Origin of the sequence: Streptococcus sp. 400_SSPC, from assembly GCF_001072745.1 — a bacterium.
In the GTDB taxonomy this organism is placed as follows: Bacteria; Bacillota; Bacilli; order Lactobacillales; family Streptococcaceae; genus Streptococcus; species Streptococcus xiaochunlingii.
The window spans coordinates 76,376-93,267 of record NZ_JVIQ01000007.1 but is presented as its reverse complement, the minus strand read 5'-3'; the positions used below and the strand labels follow the sequence as shown (position 1 = coordinate 93,267).

The 16,892-nt window shown below is 33.7% G+C and carries 14 protein-coding genes and 4 pseudogenes; 2 read left to right on the top strand and 16 right to left on the bottom strand.

Going from position 1 to position 16,892, the window contains the following annotated elements; translation table 11 throughout:
- Positions 1-76 precede the first annotated feature (76 nt).
- The 12 genes and pseudogenes from ADH49_RS01765 to ADH49_RS10250 all read right to left on the bottom strand — a co-directional run.
- The gene (locus tag ADH49_RS01765; RefSeq protein ID WP_048688579.1) at positions 77-694 is read right to left on the bottom strand and encodes a CPBP family intramembrane glutamic endopeptidase; all 618 of its coding nucleotides are present in this window, start codon (positions 692-694) and stop codon (positions 77-79) included.
- Positions 695-1,243: 549 nt separating this feature from the next.
- A pseudogene (locus tag ADH49_RS01760) lies at positions 1,244-1,510 on the bottom strand (AEC family transporter); the annotation flags it as partial.
- A gap of 180 nt (positions 1,511-1,690) precedes the next feature.
- On the bottom strand, positions 1,691-3,316 hold the full coding sequence (locus ADH49_RS01755; RefSeq protein WP_048688573.1) for a malolactic enzyme: 1,626 nt from the start codon (positions 3,314-3,316) through the stop codon (positions 1,691-1,693).
- 518 nt (positions 3,317-3,834) lie between these two features.
- The gene (locus ADH49_RS01750; RefSeq protein ID WP_225915803.1) at positions 3,835-4,119 is read right to left on the bottom strand and encodes a hypothetical protein; all 285 of its coding nucleotides are present in this window, start codon (positions 4,117-4,119) and stop codon (positions 3,835-3,837) included.
- A 69-nt stretch (positions 4,120-4,188) separates the two neighbouring features.
- Positions 4,189-4,323 carry a hypothetical protein gene (locus ADH49_RS10415; protein WP_023024363.1) on the bottom strand — a complete coding sequence of 45 codons (135 nt, stop codon included), beginning with the start codon at positions 4,321-4,323 and terminating at the stop codon, positions 4,189-4,191.
- A gap of 43 nt (positions 4,324-4,366) precedes the next feature.
- Complete coding sequence (cadX, locus tag ADH49_RS01745) at positions 4,367-4,705, bottom strand: Cd(II)/Zn(II)-sensing metalloregulatory transcriptional regulator CadX (RefSeq protein ID WP_048688570.1); 339 nt, start codon at positions 4,703-4,705, stop codon at positions 4,367-4,369.
- 11 nt (positions 4,706-4,716) lie between these two features.
- Positions 4,717-5,331 carry a CadD family cadmium resistance transporter gene (locus ADH49_RS01740; RefSeq protein ID WP_002911684.1) on the bottom strand — a complete coding sequence of 205 codons (615 nt, stop codon included), beginning with the start codon at positions 5,329-5,331 and terminating at the stop codon, positions 4,717-4,719.
- Positions 5,332-5,630: 299 nt separating this feature from the next.
- Positions 5,631-7,694 (bottom strand): heavy metal translocating P-type ATPase, encoded by a 2,064-nt coding sequence (locus ADH49_RS01735; RefSeq protein ID WP_002893754.1) that lies wholly within the window; start codon positions 7,692-7,694, stop codon positions 5,631-5,633.
- A gap of 1 nt (position 7,695) precedes the next feature.
- A complete protein-coding gene (locus ADH49_RS01730) occupies positions 7,696-7,974 on the bottom strand; it encodes a DUF6110 family protein (protein ID WP_002893755.1) in 279 nt (92 codons plus the stop codon).
- Between the two features lie 180 nt (positions 7,975-8,154).
- A pseudogene (locus ADH49_RS01725) lies at positions 8,155-8,745 on the bottom strand (IS256 family transposase); the annotation flags it as partial.
- A 148-nt stretch (positions 8,746-8,893) separates the two neighbouring features.
- Positions 8,894-9,227, bottom strand: a pseudogene (locus tag ADH49_RS10330) (diacylglycerol kinase family lipid kinase); the annotation flags it as partial.
- 3 nt (positions 9,228-9,230) lie between these two features.
- A pseudogene (locus tag ADH49_RS10250) lies at positions 9,231-9,374 on the bottom strand (IS982 family transposase); the annotation flags it as partial.
- A 350-nt stretch (positions 9,375-9,724) separates the two neighbouring features.
- On the opposite strand from ADH49_RS10250, the gene ADH49_RS01715 reads away from it, so the two are divergent.
- A complete protein-coding gene (locus ADH49_RS01715; protein ID WP_002893760.1) occupies positions 9,725-10,333 on the top strand; it encodes a DUF1269 domain-containing protein in 609 nt (202 codons plus the stop codon).
- A 244-nt stretch (positions 10,334-10,577) separates the two neighbouring features.
- Positions 10,578-10,799: a tyrosine-type recombinase/integrase gene (locus tag ADH49_RS01710; protein ID WP_002893762.1), complete on the top strand. Its 222-nt coding sequence runs from the start codon at positions 10,578-10,580 to the stop codon at positions 10,797-10,799.
- A gap of 489 nt (positions 10,800-11,288) precedes the next feature.
- Here ADH49_RS01710 and ADH49_RS01705 read toward each other — a convergent pair whose 3' ends face one another.
- From ADH49_RS01705 to pezA, 4 genes are read right to left on the bottom strand one after another with little or no spacing between them, the layout of a single operon-like run.
- Positions 11,289-13,310: a UvrD-helicase domain-containing protein gene (locus ADH49_RS01705; protein WP_048688563.1), complete on the bottom strand. Its 2,022-nt coding sequence runs from the start codon at positions 13,308-13,310 to the stop codon at positions 11,289-11,291.
- A 3-nt stretch (positions 13,311-13,313) separates the two neighbouring features.
- A complete protein-coding gene (locus ADH49_RS01700; protein WP_048688560.1) occupies positions 13,314-15,539 on the bottom strand; it encodes an AAA family ATPase in 2,226 nt (741 codons plus the stop codon).
- A 12-nt stretch (positions 15,540-15,551) separates the two neighbouring features.
- Positions 15,552-16,322, bottom strand: a complete 771-nt coding sequence (pezT, locus tag ADH49_RS01695) for a type II toxin-antitoxin system toxin PezT (protein ID WP_048688557.1) — start codon at positions 16,320-16,322, stop codon at positions 15,552-15,554.
- A complete protein-coding gene (pezA, locus tag ADH49_RS01690) occupies positions 16,322-16,798 on the bottom strand; it encodes a type II toxin-antitoxin system antitoxin PezA (protein WP_048688554.1) in 477 nt (158 codons plus the stop codon). Before pezA ends, pezT begins: the two co-directional genes overlap by 1 nt.
- Between the last annotated feature and the right edge of the window lie 94 nt (positions 16,799-16,892).

The window sequence follows — 16,892 nt, the reverse complement described above, 5'->3', positions numbered from 1 at the left end:
CAGTCATATTTATTAGTGGTCTCTTGAGCAAAACCTTACATAAAATTACAAATATAAAAACAATTAGAATACATAATTAAAAATCTATTACAGCCAAAAAATTAGCAAGCATGTGAATTAGTACAGAGTATTCTATCCTTTTAGTTCTATAATAAATGTAAGATACTATACAGCCTAACAAACTATACAGTAAAATCGATCTAATAAAAATTCCAATACTAGGTTCGTTCATACAATGCACAAATCCAAACAATATATTTGATATGAAGAAACCTTTCCTGCTCATATTATAGCAATAATTCATTATTGCACCATGAAAAGTTATTTCCTCTAAAACTGGTCCTACGAAAATTCCATAAAAATTGAATAACTCTATGCCCATAATATCTTTTAAAATTTGTAATAACGCATCATTTTGGGTATCTCCAAAAATGCTTACATACAAATGAACTGTAAGTCTCATCAAAGCAACGAATGCTAAACAATAAAGTACTTTGTTCCACTCTAGTTTCTGAATACGATTAATGACATTATGTTTTATGCTTATTTGATAAGAGAAATATAATGTAAAAAACAAGAAAAGTACAAATAGCAACCTAGCATAGACTAATGAAATATCTTTCAAAATAAAACAACAAAACGGTAAATTTGAGAGTAAAAATAACTGCCCAGTCACTTTATATTTTTCTTTCATTTTTAACTACCTCCAATAAACCATTATTAATATTTCAATCATTGCTTAATTCATTTAATAATTTTTCTGAAACTTGAAGCGGAAATGCTGAGATTCTTTGCATATACTGATTCTGACATTTTATCTTTCCTAAAAATCCTCCTATCTTAAGAAAGAAACACAGATATCTTACAATATTAACCTCCCCAATAATCGAGTAAGCGCTTTTACACTTTTATTGTAAATAACTATTTTTATTTTTTCAAATAATTATATGCAATTACTAATTTGTAAAATTAAAGTAGACAAAAAAAGACATCCAAGAGAATACTCTTGAATGTCTGTAAACGTTGATAGTATCGTATTGATTAACGTTTTGAGAATTGTGAAGCTTTACGAGCTTTCTTAAGACCTGGTTTGGAAAGTATGAGTTTCAGTTGGACTAAAAACAGCGTAATATCAAGGCTTTTCAGAACGATATCTACTGATTAATTTCATAAAATTTGAATCAATATTTTATAAACGGGGGAATTTCTTAATTCAGAACCTTCATTCACACCATAACCCCGCTTATCCTAATAAAGTTTGGAGAATTGGAATAACAATGATAAAGAGCACTGTACTTAGAGTCACCACATTCGTAGAGAATTCCACATCTCCTTTTCCCTGATTAGCAAGGATTGGGAGAACAGCTAGTGCTGGGGTAGCGGACTGAATCATAAAGGTCTTAAATTCTACTGTTGCCATATTTGGGGCAAAGAACTTCAATACAAGAAGCATGATCAGAGGAGCTAGGATAAAGCGTCCAACCAAAGTGACATAGGTATCCTTTCTAAATTACTAAGCCCAAAGCCCATATAAATCTGTCGCTAGAGAAGGATAGGCAAAAATAATATTTTGAACAGCCTGCATCGTCACATCAAGATTGATGAGAATGGCTAAATAATGGGTCAAAATATCTGCTGAGTTGATGAGCGATGAGTGTTTTCATTTCTATCAGTAGACAGCAGCAATGAATTATTTATACTCTGGATACCACTTCAAATCACGAACAGCTTTAGCCATATCTGTTTCCTTAGCACGCGCAAGACCTTGCTCTTGTGCTTTTTTAGCGACTGCTTCTGCTACTTTAATAGAAACATCTGCTACATACTTGAATGGTGGCAAGACAGGAGCTCCTGGTTGGCCTGGATTGACAATACCACTCAATGAATGAGCCGCTGCTCCAATCATTTCATCCGTCAAAAGACTTGCTTCAGAAGCCAGCATACCTAGACCAAGCCCTGGGTAAATCAAGGCATTATTTGCTTGACCAATCACATAGTCTACACCTTTATAAGAAACCGTATCAGCAGGAATTCCTGTTGCGACAAAAGCTTTGCCATCTGACCATTCAATCAAATCTTTGGCACTAGCTTCAGCTAGCTTGGTTGGATTTGACAAAGGGAAGATCATCGGACGTTCTGTATTTTCACACATAGCTTCTACTATTTCTTTAGTGAAGGTATTAGGTTGAGTTGAAGTTCCTACAAGAATGGTTGGCTTCACAGTCTTCACTACTTCAAGCAGGTCAGTCAACTTGTCTGCGTTACTAAAGTCAGCACGTTTCTTAGCAAATGGTTTTTGCTCTGGTGTCAAATCATCCATGTCATCAAAGAGAAGACCTTGTTTATCAACCATAAAGAAACGTTTATAAGCTTCTTCTTCGGAAAGACCTTCACTCACCATTTCACGAAGAACACGAGAGGCAATTCCTGCACCCGCAGTACCACCACCATAGCAGAGATAAATTTGATCTGTTAATTTTTCACCACTAATATCCAGTGAACCAAAGATTCCACCTAAGGTAACGATTCCTGTACCTTGAATATCATCATTAAAGGTCGGAATTTGTTTCCGGTACTTTTCAAGAATATTAGCAGCATTCGAGCGACCGAAGTCTTCCCAGTGAAGGTAAAGTTTAGGAAAGAGACGTTCTGCTGTTTGAACAAATTGGTCAATGAAGTCGTAGTAACGATCTCCGCGGACCCGTTCGTGACGATTTCCTAAGTAATTAGGATTGTTACGAAGTTCTTCACGGTTAGTCCCTGCATCGATAACTAAAGGAAGGACCATCGAAGGATCGATTCCAGCAGCACCCGTATAGACCATCAATTTCCCAACAGAAATATCAACACCATTTGTTCCCCAGTCGCCAATTCCAAGGATTCCTTCTGCATCTGTTACAACAATGAGACGAATCTCGTGACCCCCGGCAGCGTTTTTCAAAGTAGCTTCAATATTTTCAGGATGATTAATATCAAGATATCCTGCATATTGTGGATCTACAAAGAGATCACTATAGCCTTCAATCGTATCTGCAATGGTTGGGTCATACACAATTGGATTGAATTCTTCCAAATGTTGAGAAAATAGGTAATAGAAAAGAGTCCTGTTGGTATTAAAAATTTCCATTAAGAAAAGACGTTTTTCCAAATCATTAGCTTTTGTTTGCATTTGTGCATAAGTTTGCGCCGCTTGTTCTTCAATCGTTTGAACATAAGGTGGCAGTAAACCAATAAGGCCTAGTTTCTTTCGCTCCTCTAAGGTAAAGGCAGTTCCCTTATTAAGGAAAGGATTGTTTAAAATATCATGTGCAGTCATAGTGCACCCCCTTTTTACTAAGAATATATCATTAAAATAAATTATTTACAAATATTTTTTCACCCATTTTGTAAAATTAAGATAGACAAAAAAAGACATCTAAGAGAAAATTCTTGAATGTCTGTAAACGTTGATTGTATCGTATTGATTAACGTTTTGAGGCAATTGCCTTCGTCAAATTGCAGCCACATTTGTAAGCGACTAAAGTCGCAACAACTGTGTCAATTGCACCAATTTAGTCAGAAAGTATAAAAAAGAACACCCCGAAAGGTGCTCTTTGTAAGTACAGTAATTCTTTCGAATTAACGTTTACTAAATTGTGATGCTTTACGAGCTTTTTTCAAGCCTGGTTTGGAAAGTATGGATTTCAGTTGGACTAAAAACAGCGTAATATCAAGGATTTTCTGAACAATATCTACTTTTTAATTTCATAAAATCTGAATCAATATTTTTAAAATAGGGGAATAGTTTAGGTCTCTAAGCATTAAAATAATACACCTAACTTTGGTCACCGTTTTTTAGTTATTCACTCTTTTTTCAGATAGTGTTTTTAAAGTTATGATGTAAAATGCCGCAATTAAAACACTATACATCATAATCGGAGGATAGACAATTAAAGATAGAATCAATCCCACTCCTTTAATTATTAGGTCAGGTATCAATAACTTCCTATATTGTGCGGTAGCTTCAAGTAATTCTTTCTGATCTATATTGGGTTTATCAATTACTTTATGTAAAAACCAGTTTGCTACCGTTGAAACAATAACGATCAGTCCATAAAAGAGCTGTGCCGTATGATTCATGAAATGACTACTAACTATTCCAGTAGCATAGGGCATAAATGAAACAAAAAATAAAAGATACAAATTCTTTCAAATTTCTCCCTTTTCAATTTGCCTAACTTGACCTGCATTACCTAGGTCGCTTTGCTTTAAATTATACTTTTTTCTTAAACATTTAATACGAGTAGGTATTTCTTGTGAGTAATTTTCATCAAAAAATTTCATATATAATCTCCCTATAATCATGGAAAAGTAGTAAAAATAGTTGTTATCCTAGTTGATTAAAAAAATCTCTGATTTCATCATCTTTTATAAAATAATATATAATTTTCCCCTCTCTTCTAGTGTCCAAGATGTTTTGATTGGCTAGTTTACGAAGATGGTGGGAGGCAGATGCCATACTGAGATTTAATAAACAGGCTATATCGCAGACACAGAGTTCTTCGACGGCAAGGAGATAAAAGATGATATTTATCTGTTTATTATCGGTAAATTTTGATAAAATGCGAAGTGATTTTTGGACTTTTTCCTTTTCAAGGTAGTTCGTTGCGGTTGTAACATTTTGTTGATTTATAACATCCACTTGACAGATACTATCTTTTTTCATAATTTTTTCTCCTAGCCTAACACAGCCCATAGCATGTCAAAGCTGTTGTTTTCAATCAGGATATACATCCCCAATCCTAAATAGACAACGGCAATAAACCATCTGCTATATTTTTCCAAAGTTTCTCCAACAGAAGGGACTTGTGCTAATTTTTGGGCAGAAAAAACCAAGAGATAAATCATGACTAGAAAAGTAAGTAAAGTCACTATCAAATTCGCTAAATTTAAGGTGGTAAAATATGGGACAAAGACACCAATATTGTCAGCGCCACAACTTGCAAAAGTAATCATAGCGACTAGAAAAATCAGGTTTTTATTGTCTTTTCGCAAGCCATCTTTTGCAATAGCTTCTCCATCAGAATCTCCTAAAAGCAAAACTTTGAGGCCTAGGAAAATTGGAATCAAACCGAGTAAACCTAAAATCTCTTTACTAGGAATATAATTTAAGACAAATGCAAAAAGCAAACTTAGGAATATTAGACTAACAGAGCCTAGAAATTGTCCTAAATAGATGTTAATGATGTCCTTTCTGCTTTTTCTTTTGGCAAAAAATAACATTAGGATAATAAGTAAGTCTACGGCTGTCCCAGAATACAGGATTATTGAAGTAACAATATTTTGAATCATAAAACACCTCATTCAAATATATTTTTGAATGTATTCTAACATTAAACTTTGTAGATGTCAACTTAAAATCCACCAATTAATAATTGCATGTCAATATTTGTATTGTGAAACTAGTTTCAGAAATATATAGTCTTAAAGTATGTCCACTGCCAATGGTTTTTTCAATATTTAAAAGGAGAGAACCAATTTGGTCCTCTCCAGGGTATAATTTTCCACCAACCCACTACAGTTGACAAAGAGCCGTTATTCTCAAATGAGACAACTCCTTTTAGTTTTTATAACCTCAGCTTCTCGGTCTCTTACCTACTTTTAATAGAAAGACTACGAAGGACGATTCTTAAAGTAGTCAGATTGTGCAATATCGAAAGATTAGATGGGCTTAACCAATTTAACAACCCAAATCCAATTAAACTTCCATTTATTACAACTGTTTCTTGAATATTTCTTTGAATTAATTTCTGCAACGATTCAGATAAAGAATTCAATTCCTCGAAGAAATCTAAACGATTATCTAATAATAAAATATCACTCATCTGCTTAGAAATATCAGCACTTTCATTCATCACAACCCCAATATCTGCAAGCGTCAAGGCAGCAGAGTCGTTTAACCCGTCTCCAACCATCAAAATAGTTCGGCCAGCTTTCTGTAATTCCTGAACCAACTGAAACTTACCATCTGGTTTTAAATCAGTATAAACGTTGTCAAATGGCAGATCTTTAACCAACTCTTCTGTTCTAGCCAACGTATCACCAGTTGCCAGAATCAGTTTTTTCCCTTGGCGCTTTAGCTTTTTCAATGCAACTTTCGCCTCGCTTCTCAAGGGAGTGTGGATACAAAACATCCCAATTAATTCTTTCTTATAAGCCAAAAACAATAAATTGTAATGAGTCTTATATTGCTCAATCAAGGCCAGCTGCTCAGAACTAATTCTTACCTGTTCGTCTTGCATTAGTACATAATTTCCAATGACAACCGATTGACCATCAATTTGCGATTTAATCCCTTTGCTTGCAACATACTGAAGCTTGCCATGCATTTCTTCGTGTTCAATGCCTTCAATTTCAGCTTGTTTAACAATTGCATTGGCAATAGGATGATAGATATGTTCCTCCAAACATGCACTTATTCTTAAAATATCTTTCTCAGTATAATCTCCGAAAGGAAGAACCTTTTCAACCAAAGGATAACTCGTCGTGATGGTACCCGTTTTATCAAACAAGAAAGTATCCACTTCCAGATATTTTTCTAATACATCACCATCTTTAATAACCATTTCTCGATTTAGACCTTCCTTTATGGCCGTAAGGTAGGCTACAGGTGTGGATATTTTTAGAGCACATGAAAAATCCACCAATAAAAAGGAAATGGCTTTTGAAAACGAACCTGTTAACAGATAAGTCAAACCAGCACCTAAGAAGTTATATTTTACAACCTTGTCTGCCATCCTAATAAAATGACGTTGTTTTGTCTTCTTACTCTCTTCAGATTTTTTCATCAGATTGATGAGTTGCAAAATACGACTGTTTATCTGATTATCAGTCACACGAATTCTTAACTCTCCTGTTTCCAAAACAGTATTCGCACATACAGAATCTCCCTCTTTCTTTTCAACAGGGAAGCTCTCTCCAGTCAAGGAACTCTCATTGACCATGCCTAATCCTGAAACCACTTGGCCGTCAAACAAGATTTCATTACCTTGGGAGACAACTAATACATCACCTACTTGAACATCAGAACTCTTGATGCTGATGACCATGTCTCCCCGCACTAAGAAAACATCACTTTCTTTAGCAAGAAGGCTTTGTTCCAAATCTGTTGCTGTTTTTTTTAAAGACCACTGATCCAGATGATTACCCAAATCAAGCATAAACATGATGTTGCTAGCTGTCTTGGATTGGTTCATAAACAAGGACAACAAAATGGCCGAACAGTCCAAGACCTCCATGGTTAGTTCCTTGCGCGCTAAAGTTTGATAGGCTTCTTTGACATAACCCAAAGCCTGATAACAAGTCCAAATATAACGAATAGGGTAGGGTACAAAACTTCGAAACAGCAAACGCTTAATCGCTGCACCCGATACAATTGAATAAGCACTCTCTTCTCTACGAATGGGAAGAGTCATCAAGTCCGAAACTTTCCCCTTGTCAATTTTTTTTAAAAAGGCCTCTGCATTTTCTAATACAGAGAAGCCTTCTTTCATACGTAGAGTAAAGTGCTGCTGATCCATATAAAACTGAATAGAGTCGATCCCTTTTTCATCTTTAGCCAAGGAACGAAGATAATCTTGAATATCCAAGGTCAGTGAAAACGAGGACGATAATCGGATATGTTGATATCCTCTGTGTAGCACTTTAAAAGACATATTATTCACCTGTCAGGCTATCTAATTGTTCTTCTTTCTTTTCCTGTTCGTATAAATATTTAGCGTCTTGTAAAACATCATCACCGTGTTGTTTTACAACAGAAACAGATGCATCCAGTCCATCTTTCAATTTGTAAGCTTTAGCCAAGGCCTTAGAATAGCCTTTCTTAGCTTCTTTACTTGCTAAGACTTTCAAGCCAAGCGTCCCAAATGCTACCCCTCCTAAGAAGAGAGATGATTTTTTCGCAACTTTTGCGACGTTTAATACTTCTTTTAACATGTTTATTTCCTCCTTGTAACTATTGTAGCGAAAAATGACAGCAAAAGCAATTGCTGATATCTGATATATAGATAAAATTCTCTATACTGATATTTAATTATATTATGATGAAAACAATATACTTTATTTTTTGATACTGTAAATAATTATGTGTAAACACTTAAGTAGAGTTACGGAGTGTTAATTAAATAAGCTTTCAAGTGTATCAGAACATTGACCAAACCCTTTATGGATTCGTTGACTTTGCTTGAAATTATAATCTTCAAACAACGTAACTAAGTAACGTTCCAGAGCCTCCTCATTAGGAAAAAGAACCTTCTTTTTCGTTTGATGTTTGATTTCTTTGTTAAGAGACTCAATGAGGTTTGTCGAATACATGCTGTGCCAAATCTGGTAGGGAAACTGATAAAAAGTTAAAAGATTATCCGTCTTCTCCAGACTTTCCATGACTTTCCTATACTTTGGTTTCCATTCGGCGAGAAAGTCCTCTAAAGCTTGTCCTGCCATTTCTAAATTTTCAGCACGATAAATCATTATAAATTGCCCCAGAATAACCGCTCTATCTGCTCGTTTCACTTTACTAGCTAGATTTCGACTAATATGAATTAAGCAACATTGTTGTTTAGCTAATGGGTGAGCCTGACTGATAATCTGCTCAAGCCCCTTAAAGCCATCTGTAACTACAAGAGAAATCTGTTGGATTCCTTGGTTTTGAAGCTTGTCTAACAGGGTGGACCAAGAAGCATTGTTTTCTTGAGGCAACTGTGCATAGCATATCTCTATGCGACTAAAGTCGCTAGAGCTATCCTAATTGCGCACCGCCAGTTCTCATAGAAAAAAACACCTTGCAAGATGCAAAGTGTTTTCGTTTGTATTCTGCTGTCCAGCAACGAATTAACGTTTAGAGAACTGGCTAGCTTTACGAGCCTTTTTCAAGCCTGTTTTCTAGTATTTTTATATCTATTGGCAGATTATCCGACTTATCCCCATCAACATCTGACTCTAACTCAACCTCTGAAGAAATCCTAATATTGCGTACTTTGATATATTCGATATTATTGTTACCTACTAGATCCCCTTTTTAATAAATCTGGGATAGCCGATAATTTAGAAATGATGGATGAATCCTTTAAAATCAAGATATTTCCATATTCATCTGTATTTTCATCAAATAGTTTTTTGTCTGCATAGTAATTGGATAGAAGAACTAAGACCTGAGTAGCTTCACCTTCATAATTGCCATTTTTGCTTTCAAAAGGTAATAATTGCTTGTTCATAGCTTGGCGAATCAGTTGCACCAGCCAAATTAATTGTCTTGACCGACGAATAAAGCGACTTCTTTCAAGGATTCGACCATAAGGAAACAGTTGGCAGATTCTATAAAAGTGTCGATGTGATTCGGCACGCTCATCAGACTCGCTACACAGAGCTGGTACATAATATCTGCTATAATTTTCTGGAAGATTTGGTCAAGCGGTCTTTTAGCCGTGTGACAGGCATACAGGAAAAACACTATTTATTTACTTTTTGCACGGGAGGCTTTAAGATGTTGCTGGACGCCTTTCTTGATAATCACTCAGAGTCGCCAGAGTGTCTGGGCTGGGATATGGCAAAGATATACCGCTGCCTGAAACTGTTCTTTGACGCTGATAAACGCGACATATCAATTAAAATGTCGCACTAAAATGATTGAAAAGTGATTGAAACTGTATTATAATGAACGTATATATTTAGAAAAGAGGTACTAACTATGGAAAACCTAGTAGTTTCAGTCTTTAACACTGAAAGCGAAGCTTATCAGTCCTTTGCGGATTTGAAGGCTTTCCGCCAAACTCAGACGACCAAGGTTGCTCAAATCGCCTTGGTCAAAAATGAAAACGGTCACATCGTTGAAAAAGAACGCTATGACTTTGAAGATTCAACGACGGATGCAACCCTAGAAGGTGGCTTGCTCGGTGCAGTTATCGGGCTTTTGGGTGGTCCTATCGGCGTCTTGTTTGGTTATGGTATTGGCAGCCTCTATGGTTTGGCTGCTGGTGATACCGTTGATACGGCAGAAGCTGGCTTGATTGACGTTGTGTCTCAAAAATTGATCGACGGCGAAACAGCCGTTGTCGCCTTGGTGCAAGAAAACAACGAAGCAGTCATCGATGCTTACTTCACCAAGTACGACACCCAAATCGTGCGTTGGGATGTAGCAACCGTCGTAGCCGAAATCGAAGCAGCTCTGCAAGTCCAAGAAGACCTCTACAACCAGGCACGTGCACAAATGAAGGCTGAACGTAAAGCCGAACGCAAGGCTAAACTTGAAGAATTCAAGGCAAATGTCAAAGCAAAATTTGACAAATTGAAAGCCTAACGTCTAAGCGTCTCATAAATTTAAATGTGACTGAGACACCATTTAAAATTTATGTGCGTCGGATTCTCACAGTTAAATAATTGCGTTGACAAAGCCGTTACAGCCGTTCTTCCATTCTTTGAAAAGAATGTTTAATAGACAAGAAATCTGGACTAGTATTGGTCTGGATTTTTTTGTGAATATAGAGGTCATAGCTTTTTGACTATGCTTCGTTATAATTAGAAAAATTTTAAGTTTTATCAAGATGAAATCAGTCAGACGAAGACATCCCGAATTAGCACCAGCATCACCACACAAACTAAGACATACTGGTGCTACTCTTGCTAAACAAGCAGGTGTTTCTCTTGAAGCCTTCTCAGAAGCTCTTACTCATAGTGATAAAGAGATTACAAAAACTTACGTTAATATCAAAGATAAAGTCAATCAGACTGTAGGTGATATTGCTTTTCGTAGTTTAAAAAATTGATGGGGTGAATATGGGGTGAATTTTGGGGTGAACTTTGATTTTTTGAAACAAAAAAGACATCCAAGAAATAATTCTTGAATGTCTGTAAACGTTGATATAATCGTATTGATTAACGTTTTGAGAATTGTGATGCTTTACGAGCTTTCTTAAGACCTGGTTGGAAACACTTTTATTTGAATAAGTTTCAATATCCGCTTAAAATCAATGTTTTCCCATATTTACAGAAAACAGAATTTCATCTAATTTGAATAAATTTCATTTGAATGGTGTGAATTTTACACTAAAAATACACGAATTGAGCTAGATTTTACCGAAAAGTTCACACCATTTAAATTGTTGTTTTGTACATCTTATATTTATATTTTTTCAAAATCAGTTTGATGATATAATCTTATCTAGGAATCAGCTAGAATTACTTTACAAGTATAGTCCAACTTAAATTTTCTACTTACATAAAAAATGAAAGAGTAGAACTTCATAAACATATGTCTAATATGAATTTAAATTGTGAATTTCTTGAAAAATATCCTTTATATTCGCTAATAAATTTTCTGGAGTATTATTTTTATAAATTACATGAAGATTTTTCTTGGCTCTTGAAAAAGCAACGTATAAAAGATTGCGAACTTCTTGAAATTGTGAATCAGAATCAATTGAAGTATTATACTTTTCAAAAAAATACTTACAATAATTTTCTTTTTTTGCAAATTTATCTTGTAGCACAACAACTACATTATCAAATTCTAGCCCCTTTGAACCATGCAATGTGTAATAGCTAATTCCTTCATTTTTTAAATCATCAAAAATATAATTATACCACTTGATAAATTGAGAAATATCTAGATTAAAAAATTCATCAACAACTGTCATTTCTCTTTCTGATTCCTCCGAATCTTGAGAATAGTAAAAATAATCATAAGCACGATTCTTTATATTTAACAAAATGTTCTCGGCGGTATCATCTATCAAGAATATTTTTTTTAGAATAGCATTACCTGAGATTGGTTCCTGTATATTAGCAATTTCATCAATACATTTATCAATTATCAATGTTGATAAGTTAAGCTCTCTCAAACTATTAATAAACTGTTTCATCTCTGCAAATGTTAGTGTTGATTTATGCGGAGTTGCGAACTGAACAATCTCCCTGACAGTTGAATTATCATCCCCTGCCCTTTGAATAAAGTCTATGAAAGTTAAAATCTCTCTCAAAAACCATCCCATATGCTGTAAATTTTTCTGTAAAAATTCATTAGACACATTCTCAAAGTTCGCACCACTAAATCGAGGGAACTTTTTCAATACTGATAATATTTCATCAAATCCTCTTGCTTTGGAAATATCGTCATTTTTCATAAGAAGACAAGCCGTATTATTAATCAGGTGTTTTTCCTGTAAAAAAGCATCTATATTAAAATCATCACCTGAGATATAAAAATTATAAGATCCATTATCAAAATCAGTATATATAGACTGCTGACCAAAATCGTCATTCCTAATTTTTTCAATTAACTCTACTATTTGCTTAGAAGAACGGCGATTAAAAACTTTTTCAATACTCTTATATTTTTCTTTATTTGGCAGGACACCTATACCTGAACCATAAATATTTTGTAAGGAATCACCAAAAAAACCTACTACTAACTTTTTCCTAGAATTTGAATATTCCCTTATACTATCAATAATAGCAACAACTTTTTCATCTGTATCTTGGTACTCATCAATTAAGATATATGGATATCTATCTGAAAATAATCTCTTTAATATATCTTGATTAGTAATTATATTTTTACAATAAAGTAATAATGTATCATGACTAATGACATAATTTTCAAGTTTATCACGGTTTTGAACTGGATTATAAATAATTTTTTTAGATTCTTTATCTTCAATTTCCTTTAATGTTATTTCGAGTTTATACTTTTTATTAATATCCTTAACTAAACTGCTAAACTTACTAACATTACTTAAATAGGGAGAAAAGTATTCATCATGCTTTCTTATAATAGCTTTAAAATTCTCTGCAGGAGAACTAGGTGTATTGTAGAAAATTTTCATAAATTTATCATCATTAATCGTATTTTTAAAATCAACTAGATTAACACTGTTAGAAAGAGAATTTTCATTTATTTTATGATCAATAGTATGGAGTTCATCAATTATCTTATTCTTATGTTCTATAGTCAGTAACTCTTGCTGAATAGAAATAAATCCCCATAGAAATTCATGGATTGTAGAGACCAGTATAGCAGAATTTTTACCAAGCCGACTAAGAATCTCATCTTTTGCGGCATTAGTGTAAGTGATACATAAGATTTTTTGATTTCGTAATTTTAAATTTTCTCCCTCCGTCTTCAAAATATGTTCAATTGACTTTTGTAATGCATAGGTTTTCCCTGCTCCAGCACCGGCATCAAAACAAAAGCTCTCAAAGTTATCTAAACATTCATTAATATCTTTCTGAATGTCTAACTCTATTTGTCTATTTTCTGGACTAATTGTATATGTCATTATTTACTCCTCAAAATAATCACAAAGTGAGTTCAAACCTGATTCAATATATTGAGGTTGTTTGAGACTAAAATCCTCATCAGTTACTGATAAGTATACAATTCCAGTAGAAAACTTTGATTTTCCATCAGATAATTTTACTTGATACATATAGGATTTATCGGCTAATTCTGAATTTTCATCAATATCTTCAAAATATTCCATTTTTGGGTGAACTTTTTGTAAAAGTTTAATCAAAGATTTCTTGTATTTATTTCTATCTTCATTTATTGAATTTGTTAAAACAATTGCCTCCTCAAAACTAGTCGCGTAATATCCATTTATTTTGCCCTGAGAATACATTGAAATATTTTCACAAATAATAACTAATTCATCTTTATCAGTAAGCATTTCAATTAACTTTGGATTAATTTTGTCATATTTTGCATTTTCATCATTTAGTTCTTTTTTTATAAAATATTGTAGAGTACTATTTGTAGTCAAACACTCTGTTGAATTTGCATATTGAATATTTAAATCATTAATATTGTATGAAAGGATATCAATCTTTTTACCCTCTTCATCTTGCTCTTTTCTTTTCAAATCCAAATCTGTAAAAATAACAGTTTTAATTTCTAACAAATCTAATAAACTAATAAACTGGTGAGCATACGCTCCATCAATTCTATAAACTTTAATATGATGATTTTTCAATATTGGATGTTTATCAATTTCATATCTTAAATAGGTTTCTTCTGAAACACCCTCAACTAAAATGACTGCATCAGCAAAGAAAATATCTGATACCTCTAACCTTAAATATTTCTTGATATATTCATAAGCTTTATTGTCAATATCTCTACCAGATACTATTGCATCATCACTTATGTTTTTTATAATATTATTTACATCTGCTTGACCTAGATAACTAATATTATTTAGAGTGTTTCCTGATTGAATCTTACTGTTTAAAATATGGGTTGAGTGAGTTGTGATGATAATTTGAAAGGTATCTAGTTGTTGTTTTTTACCTAGTAATGTCGCAATTGCTTTTGAAATATTTTTTATAAATAATTCTTGCATCTGTGGATGCATAAATGACTCTGGTTCTTCAATACAAAGAATATTTACTGAACCATTAATATCTTTCTCACTGTATAGCTCAACATAATCAACAATCTTTGCGATAATTACCATCAAATTTGTATACCCCATACCAAACTGGCTCTCAGGTATGTTGTTATTTCCCTCTTGGTACTCATAAATAATACTATTTGCAAAAATTTTCTCTAAAGTTACATCTGGATGTAAATTCATCTTTAGATTCTTAGTTGATTCAATACTAGACACGGCGCTTTGAAGAATATCCTTTATATTGGCATCAACCATCCCCTTTACTTGATAATTAATACCACCAACCAAACTATTAATCTCTTCAATATCATTATTTTTTATATAAGTTGAAACTATTTTATTGTAAGCTTGCGAAAGTGTCTTGTCATTTTTAACCGTATTCGCTTCTATTGTATCCACCTTTAACAATGAAGATAGAGAAAACTCTTTAGCTGGCTCCTCTCTTCCTATAGGATAAAAATTTAATACAAAGTAATTACTGCTAAATAAAGCTAAAAATTGTCGATATTGAAGTTCTTTTTTATATAGTTCATCGTACTGTCGACTATCATTAAAATAGCTAGTCTTAATTTTAACCAGATCTTCTAAAAATGCCACTTCATCCACAACTTCATACTTAACATCGATAGTCACTTCAGCGATCTCTTGATTTTCATGAGTTTCAACTGTCTCTATACCACTTAAAATTAATATATCCTCAAAACTTGAAATCAAATCATTTCCATCATCAATTCCTAATATCAACTGAAACTCTAGTTTAGGAAAATGAGATCTATCAATACTTTTTATCTCTTCTTCAGATTTATTGTCAATATTTTCATGATACCAATCTGATAATATTTTTAAATTAAAATCGGTATGTTTAAAAACACTACGACTTCCTGATTTACTATTTTGTAGTGTATTCAATAATTTGACAATTGTACTTTTACCAGAATTATTTTTACCTACAATTAATGACGAACTTTTTGATATATACTCTTCTGTTATATTTATTTTCTCTAGTTCATCTTCATCTCCTGGAATTTCTGGCCATTTGCTATGAGCGAAGTTAATTACCTGAACCTCTTCGCCATATTTTCTATAATTTTTTATTGATAAACTTTTTAAATACATAAAAATTCTCTCCTATTTTGAGGTTCTCATACTTAACTCTCTCAACCGTTCCTGTCCCATTTTCAACATCTCTTCCTCCACCTTACTCCATTTTCCAAAGAGGCATTCTTGTAAAACCTCTGCTCCTGAGGTTTCGTCTACTTGCGAATCATAAACACACGATTGATCTCTTTGGTAAATTTGAATGTGTTCAAAGAGCTGATCTTTTTCTAATTCCCGTAAGTTATCAACCAAATGTTCTACAATTCCATCATGGTGTGCTTTGGGAGTTGCTCTAGCTTGACGAGGATCTATAGCATAGAGCTCTTCATAACGTATCAATGTACTGAGATAGGACAATTCTGGCTTGGTCGCAATCAGTGCAAGTGAGACTTGATATCCTTTAGTTATCAATAATTGTGCCGTTTTTCTAGGAACTTCTGTTGTTCTCAAGGTACCCTCGATTAACAAATGATAACCTTTTTTACTCAACTCATCTACAAGATATTCAACCATTTGTCCCGCGAATACTTTGGTATAATCCACACTATCTTTGCCATACTTTTCCTGTAGGCCAAGGTAGTTCGGATGAAAAGAGCGATAACTATCTCCATCAATGATAATGATATTACCTTGAAATTCCCTTTGTTTAATACGATGAATCGTTGTTTTCCCAGCACCACTCTGTCCACCTAGCAAGATAGCCTTGGGCTGAGACGAAGTTGTTTTACCACGAGTTAAAGAACGAACGAGTCGTCTGGATGCTCGTTCAAAATCATCTTGACTAAATTCTTCTAGTTTCATTAAGCCACCACCAGATGAGCAGCTTGTTCTAGCATCCGTTCAATGCCATCCAAATAACCATTATATCGCTCTACTTCATCAAAAGTCCCCACAAGATAAATCTTCGTGTTCAGTAAATCAGACAAATCATCACTCATTAGAACCCAAGGATTAGAAGTATCATCAAATTCAATTCCTTGTTCATCTTGAAATTGATAAAGTTGCGCTAAGATATTCGCCCCTCGTTCTTTAATCACTTCAATTTTTAGAGTTAATTGATAATCTTCTACTGGTGTGAGCATTTTTTCCTCCCCCACGATATCGACATACGAAACATTAAATTTCTTGCAGATACGATCTATTAATTCTGTCGAAACTCGACTTGTCCCATTTTCATAACGACTCAGACTATTTCTAGAAACACCAACAATCTTTGCAAACTCAGGCTGCGTTAATTTATGTGTTTTACGTAACGTTTTTATATTTTCTCCAATCATGTAACTCCTCCTTTTATTTATTTCTATTATAGCACAAAAAATAAAAACGCACCAATTTTGGTGCGTTTTTATCCAATTCTAGCTGAATGAAATA

Excerpts from the sequence above, each read along its gene's own strand:
- pezT (WP_048688557.1), bottom strand. The coding sequence starts at position 16,322 with ATGAAACTAGAAGAATTTAGTCAAGATGATTTTGAACGAGCATCCAGA.
- cadX (WP_048688570.1), bottom strand. The coding sequence starts at position 4,705 with ATGAAAAAAGATAGTATCTGTCAAGTGGATGTTATAAATCAACAAAAT.
- ADH49_RS01705 (WP_048688563.1), bottom strand. The coding sequence starts at position 13,310 with ATGACATATACAATTAGTCCAGAAAATAGACAAATAGAGTTAGACATT.
- ADH49_RS01730 (WP_002893755.1), bottom strand. The coding sequence starts at position 7,974 with ATGTTAAAAGAAGTATTAAACGTCGCAAAAGTTGCGAAAAAATCATCT.
- ADH49_RS01735 (WP_002893754.1), bottom strand. The coding sequence starts at position 7,694 with ATGTCTTTTAAAGTGCTACACAGAGGATATCAACATATCCGATTATCG.
- ADH49_RS01765 (WP_048688579.1), bottom strand. The coding sequence starts at position 694 with ATGAAAGAAAAATATAAAGTGACTGGGCAGTTATTTTTACTCTCAAAT.
- ADH49_RS10415 (WP_023024363.1), bottom strand. The coding sequence starts at position 4,323 with ATGAAATTTTTTGATGAAAATTACTCACAAGAAATACCTACTCGTATT.
- ADH49_RS01755 (WP_048688573.1), bottom strand. The coding sequence starts at position 3,316 with ATGACTGCACATGATATTTTAAACAATCCTTTCCTTAATAAGGGAACT.
- ADH49_RS01740 (WP_002911684.1), bottom strand. The coding sequence starts at position 5,331 with ATGATTCAAAATATTGTTACTTCAATAATCCTGTATTCTGGGACAGCC.
- ADH49_RS01750 (WP_225915803.1), bottom strand. The coding sequence starts at position 4,119 with ATGAATCATACGGCACAGCTCTTTTATGGACTGATCGTTATTGTTTCA.
- ADH49_RS01715 (WP_002893760.1), top strand. The coding sequence starts at position 9,725 with ATGGAAAACCTAGTAGTTTCAGTCTTTAACACTGAAAGCGAAGCTTAT.
- ADH49_RS01710 (WP_002893762.1), top strand. The coding sequence starts at position 10,578 with ATGAAATCAGTCAGACGAAGACATCCCGAATTAGCACCAGCATCACCA.
- ADH49_RS01700 (WP_048688560.1), bottom strand. The coding sequence starts at position 15,539 with ATGTATTTAAAAAGTTTATCAATAAAAAATTATAGAAAATATGGCGAA.
- pezA (WP_048688554.1), bottom strand. The coding sequence starts at position 16,798 with ATGATTGGAGAAAATATAAAAACGTTACGTAAAACACATAAATTAACG.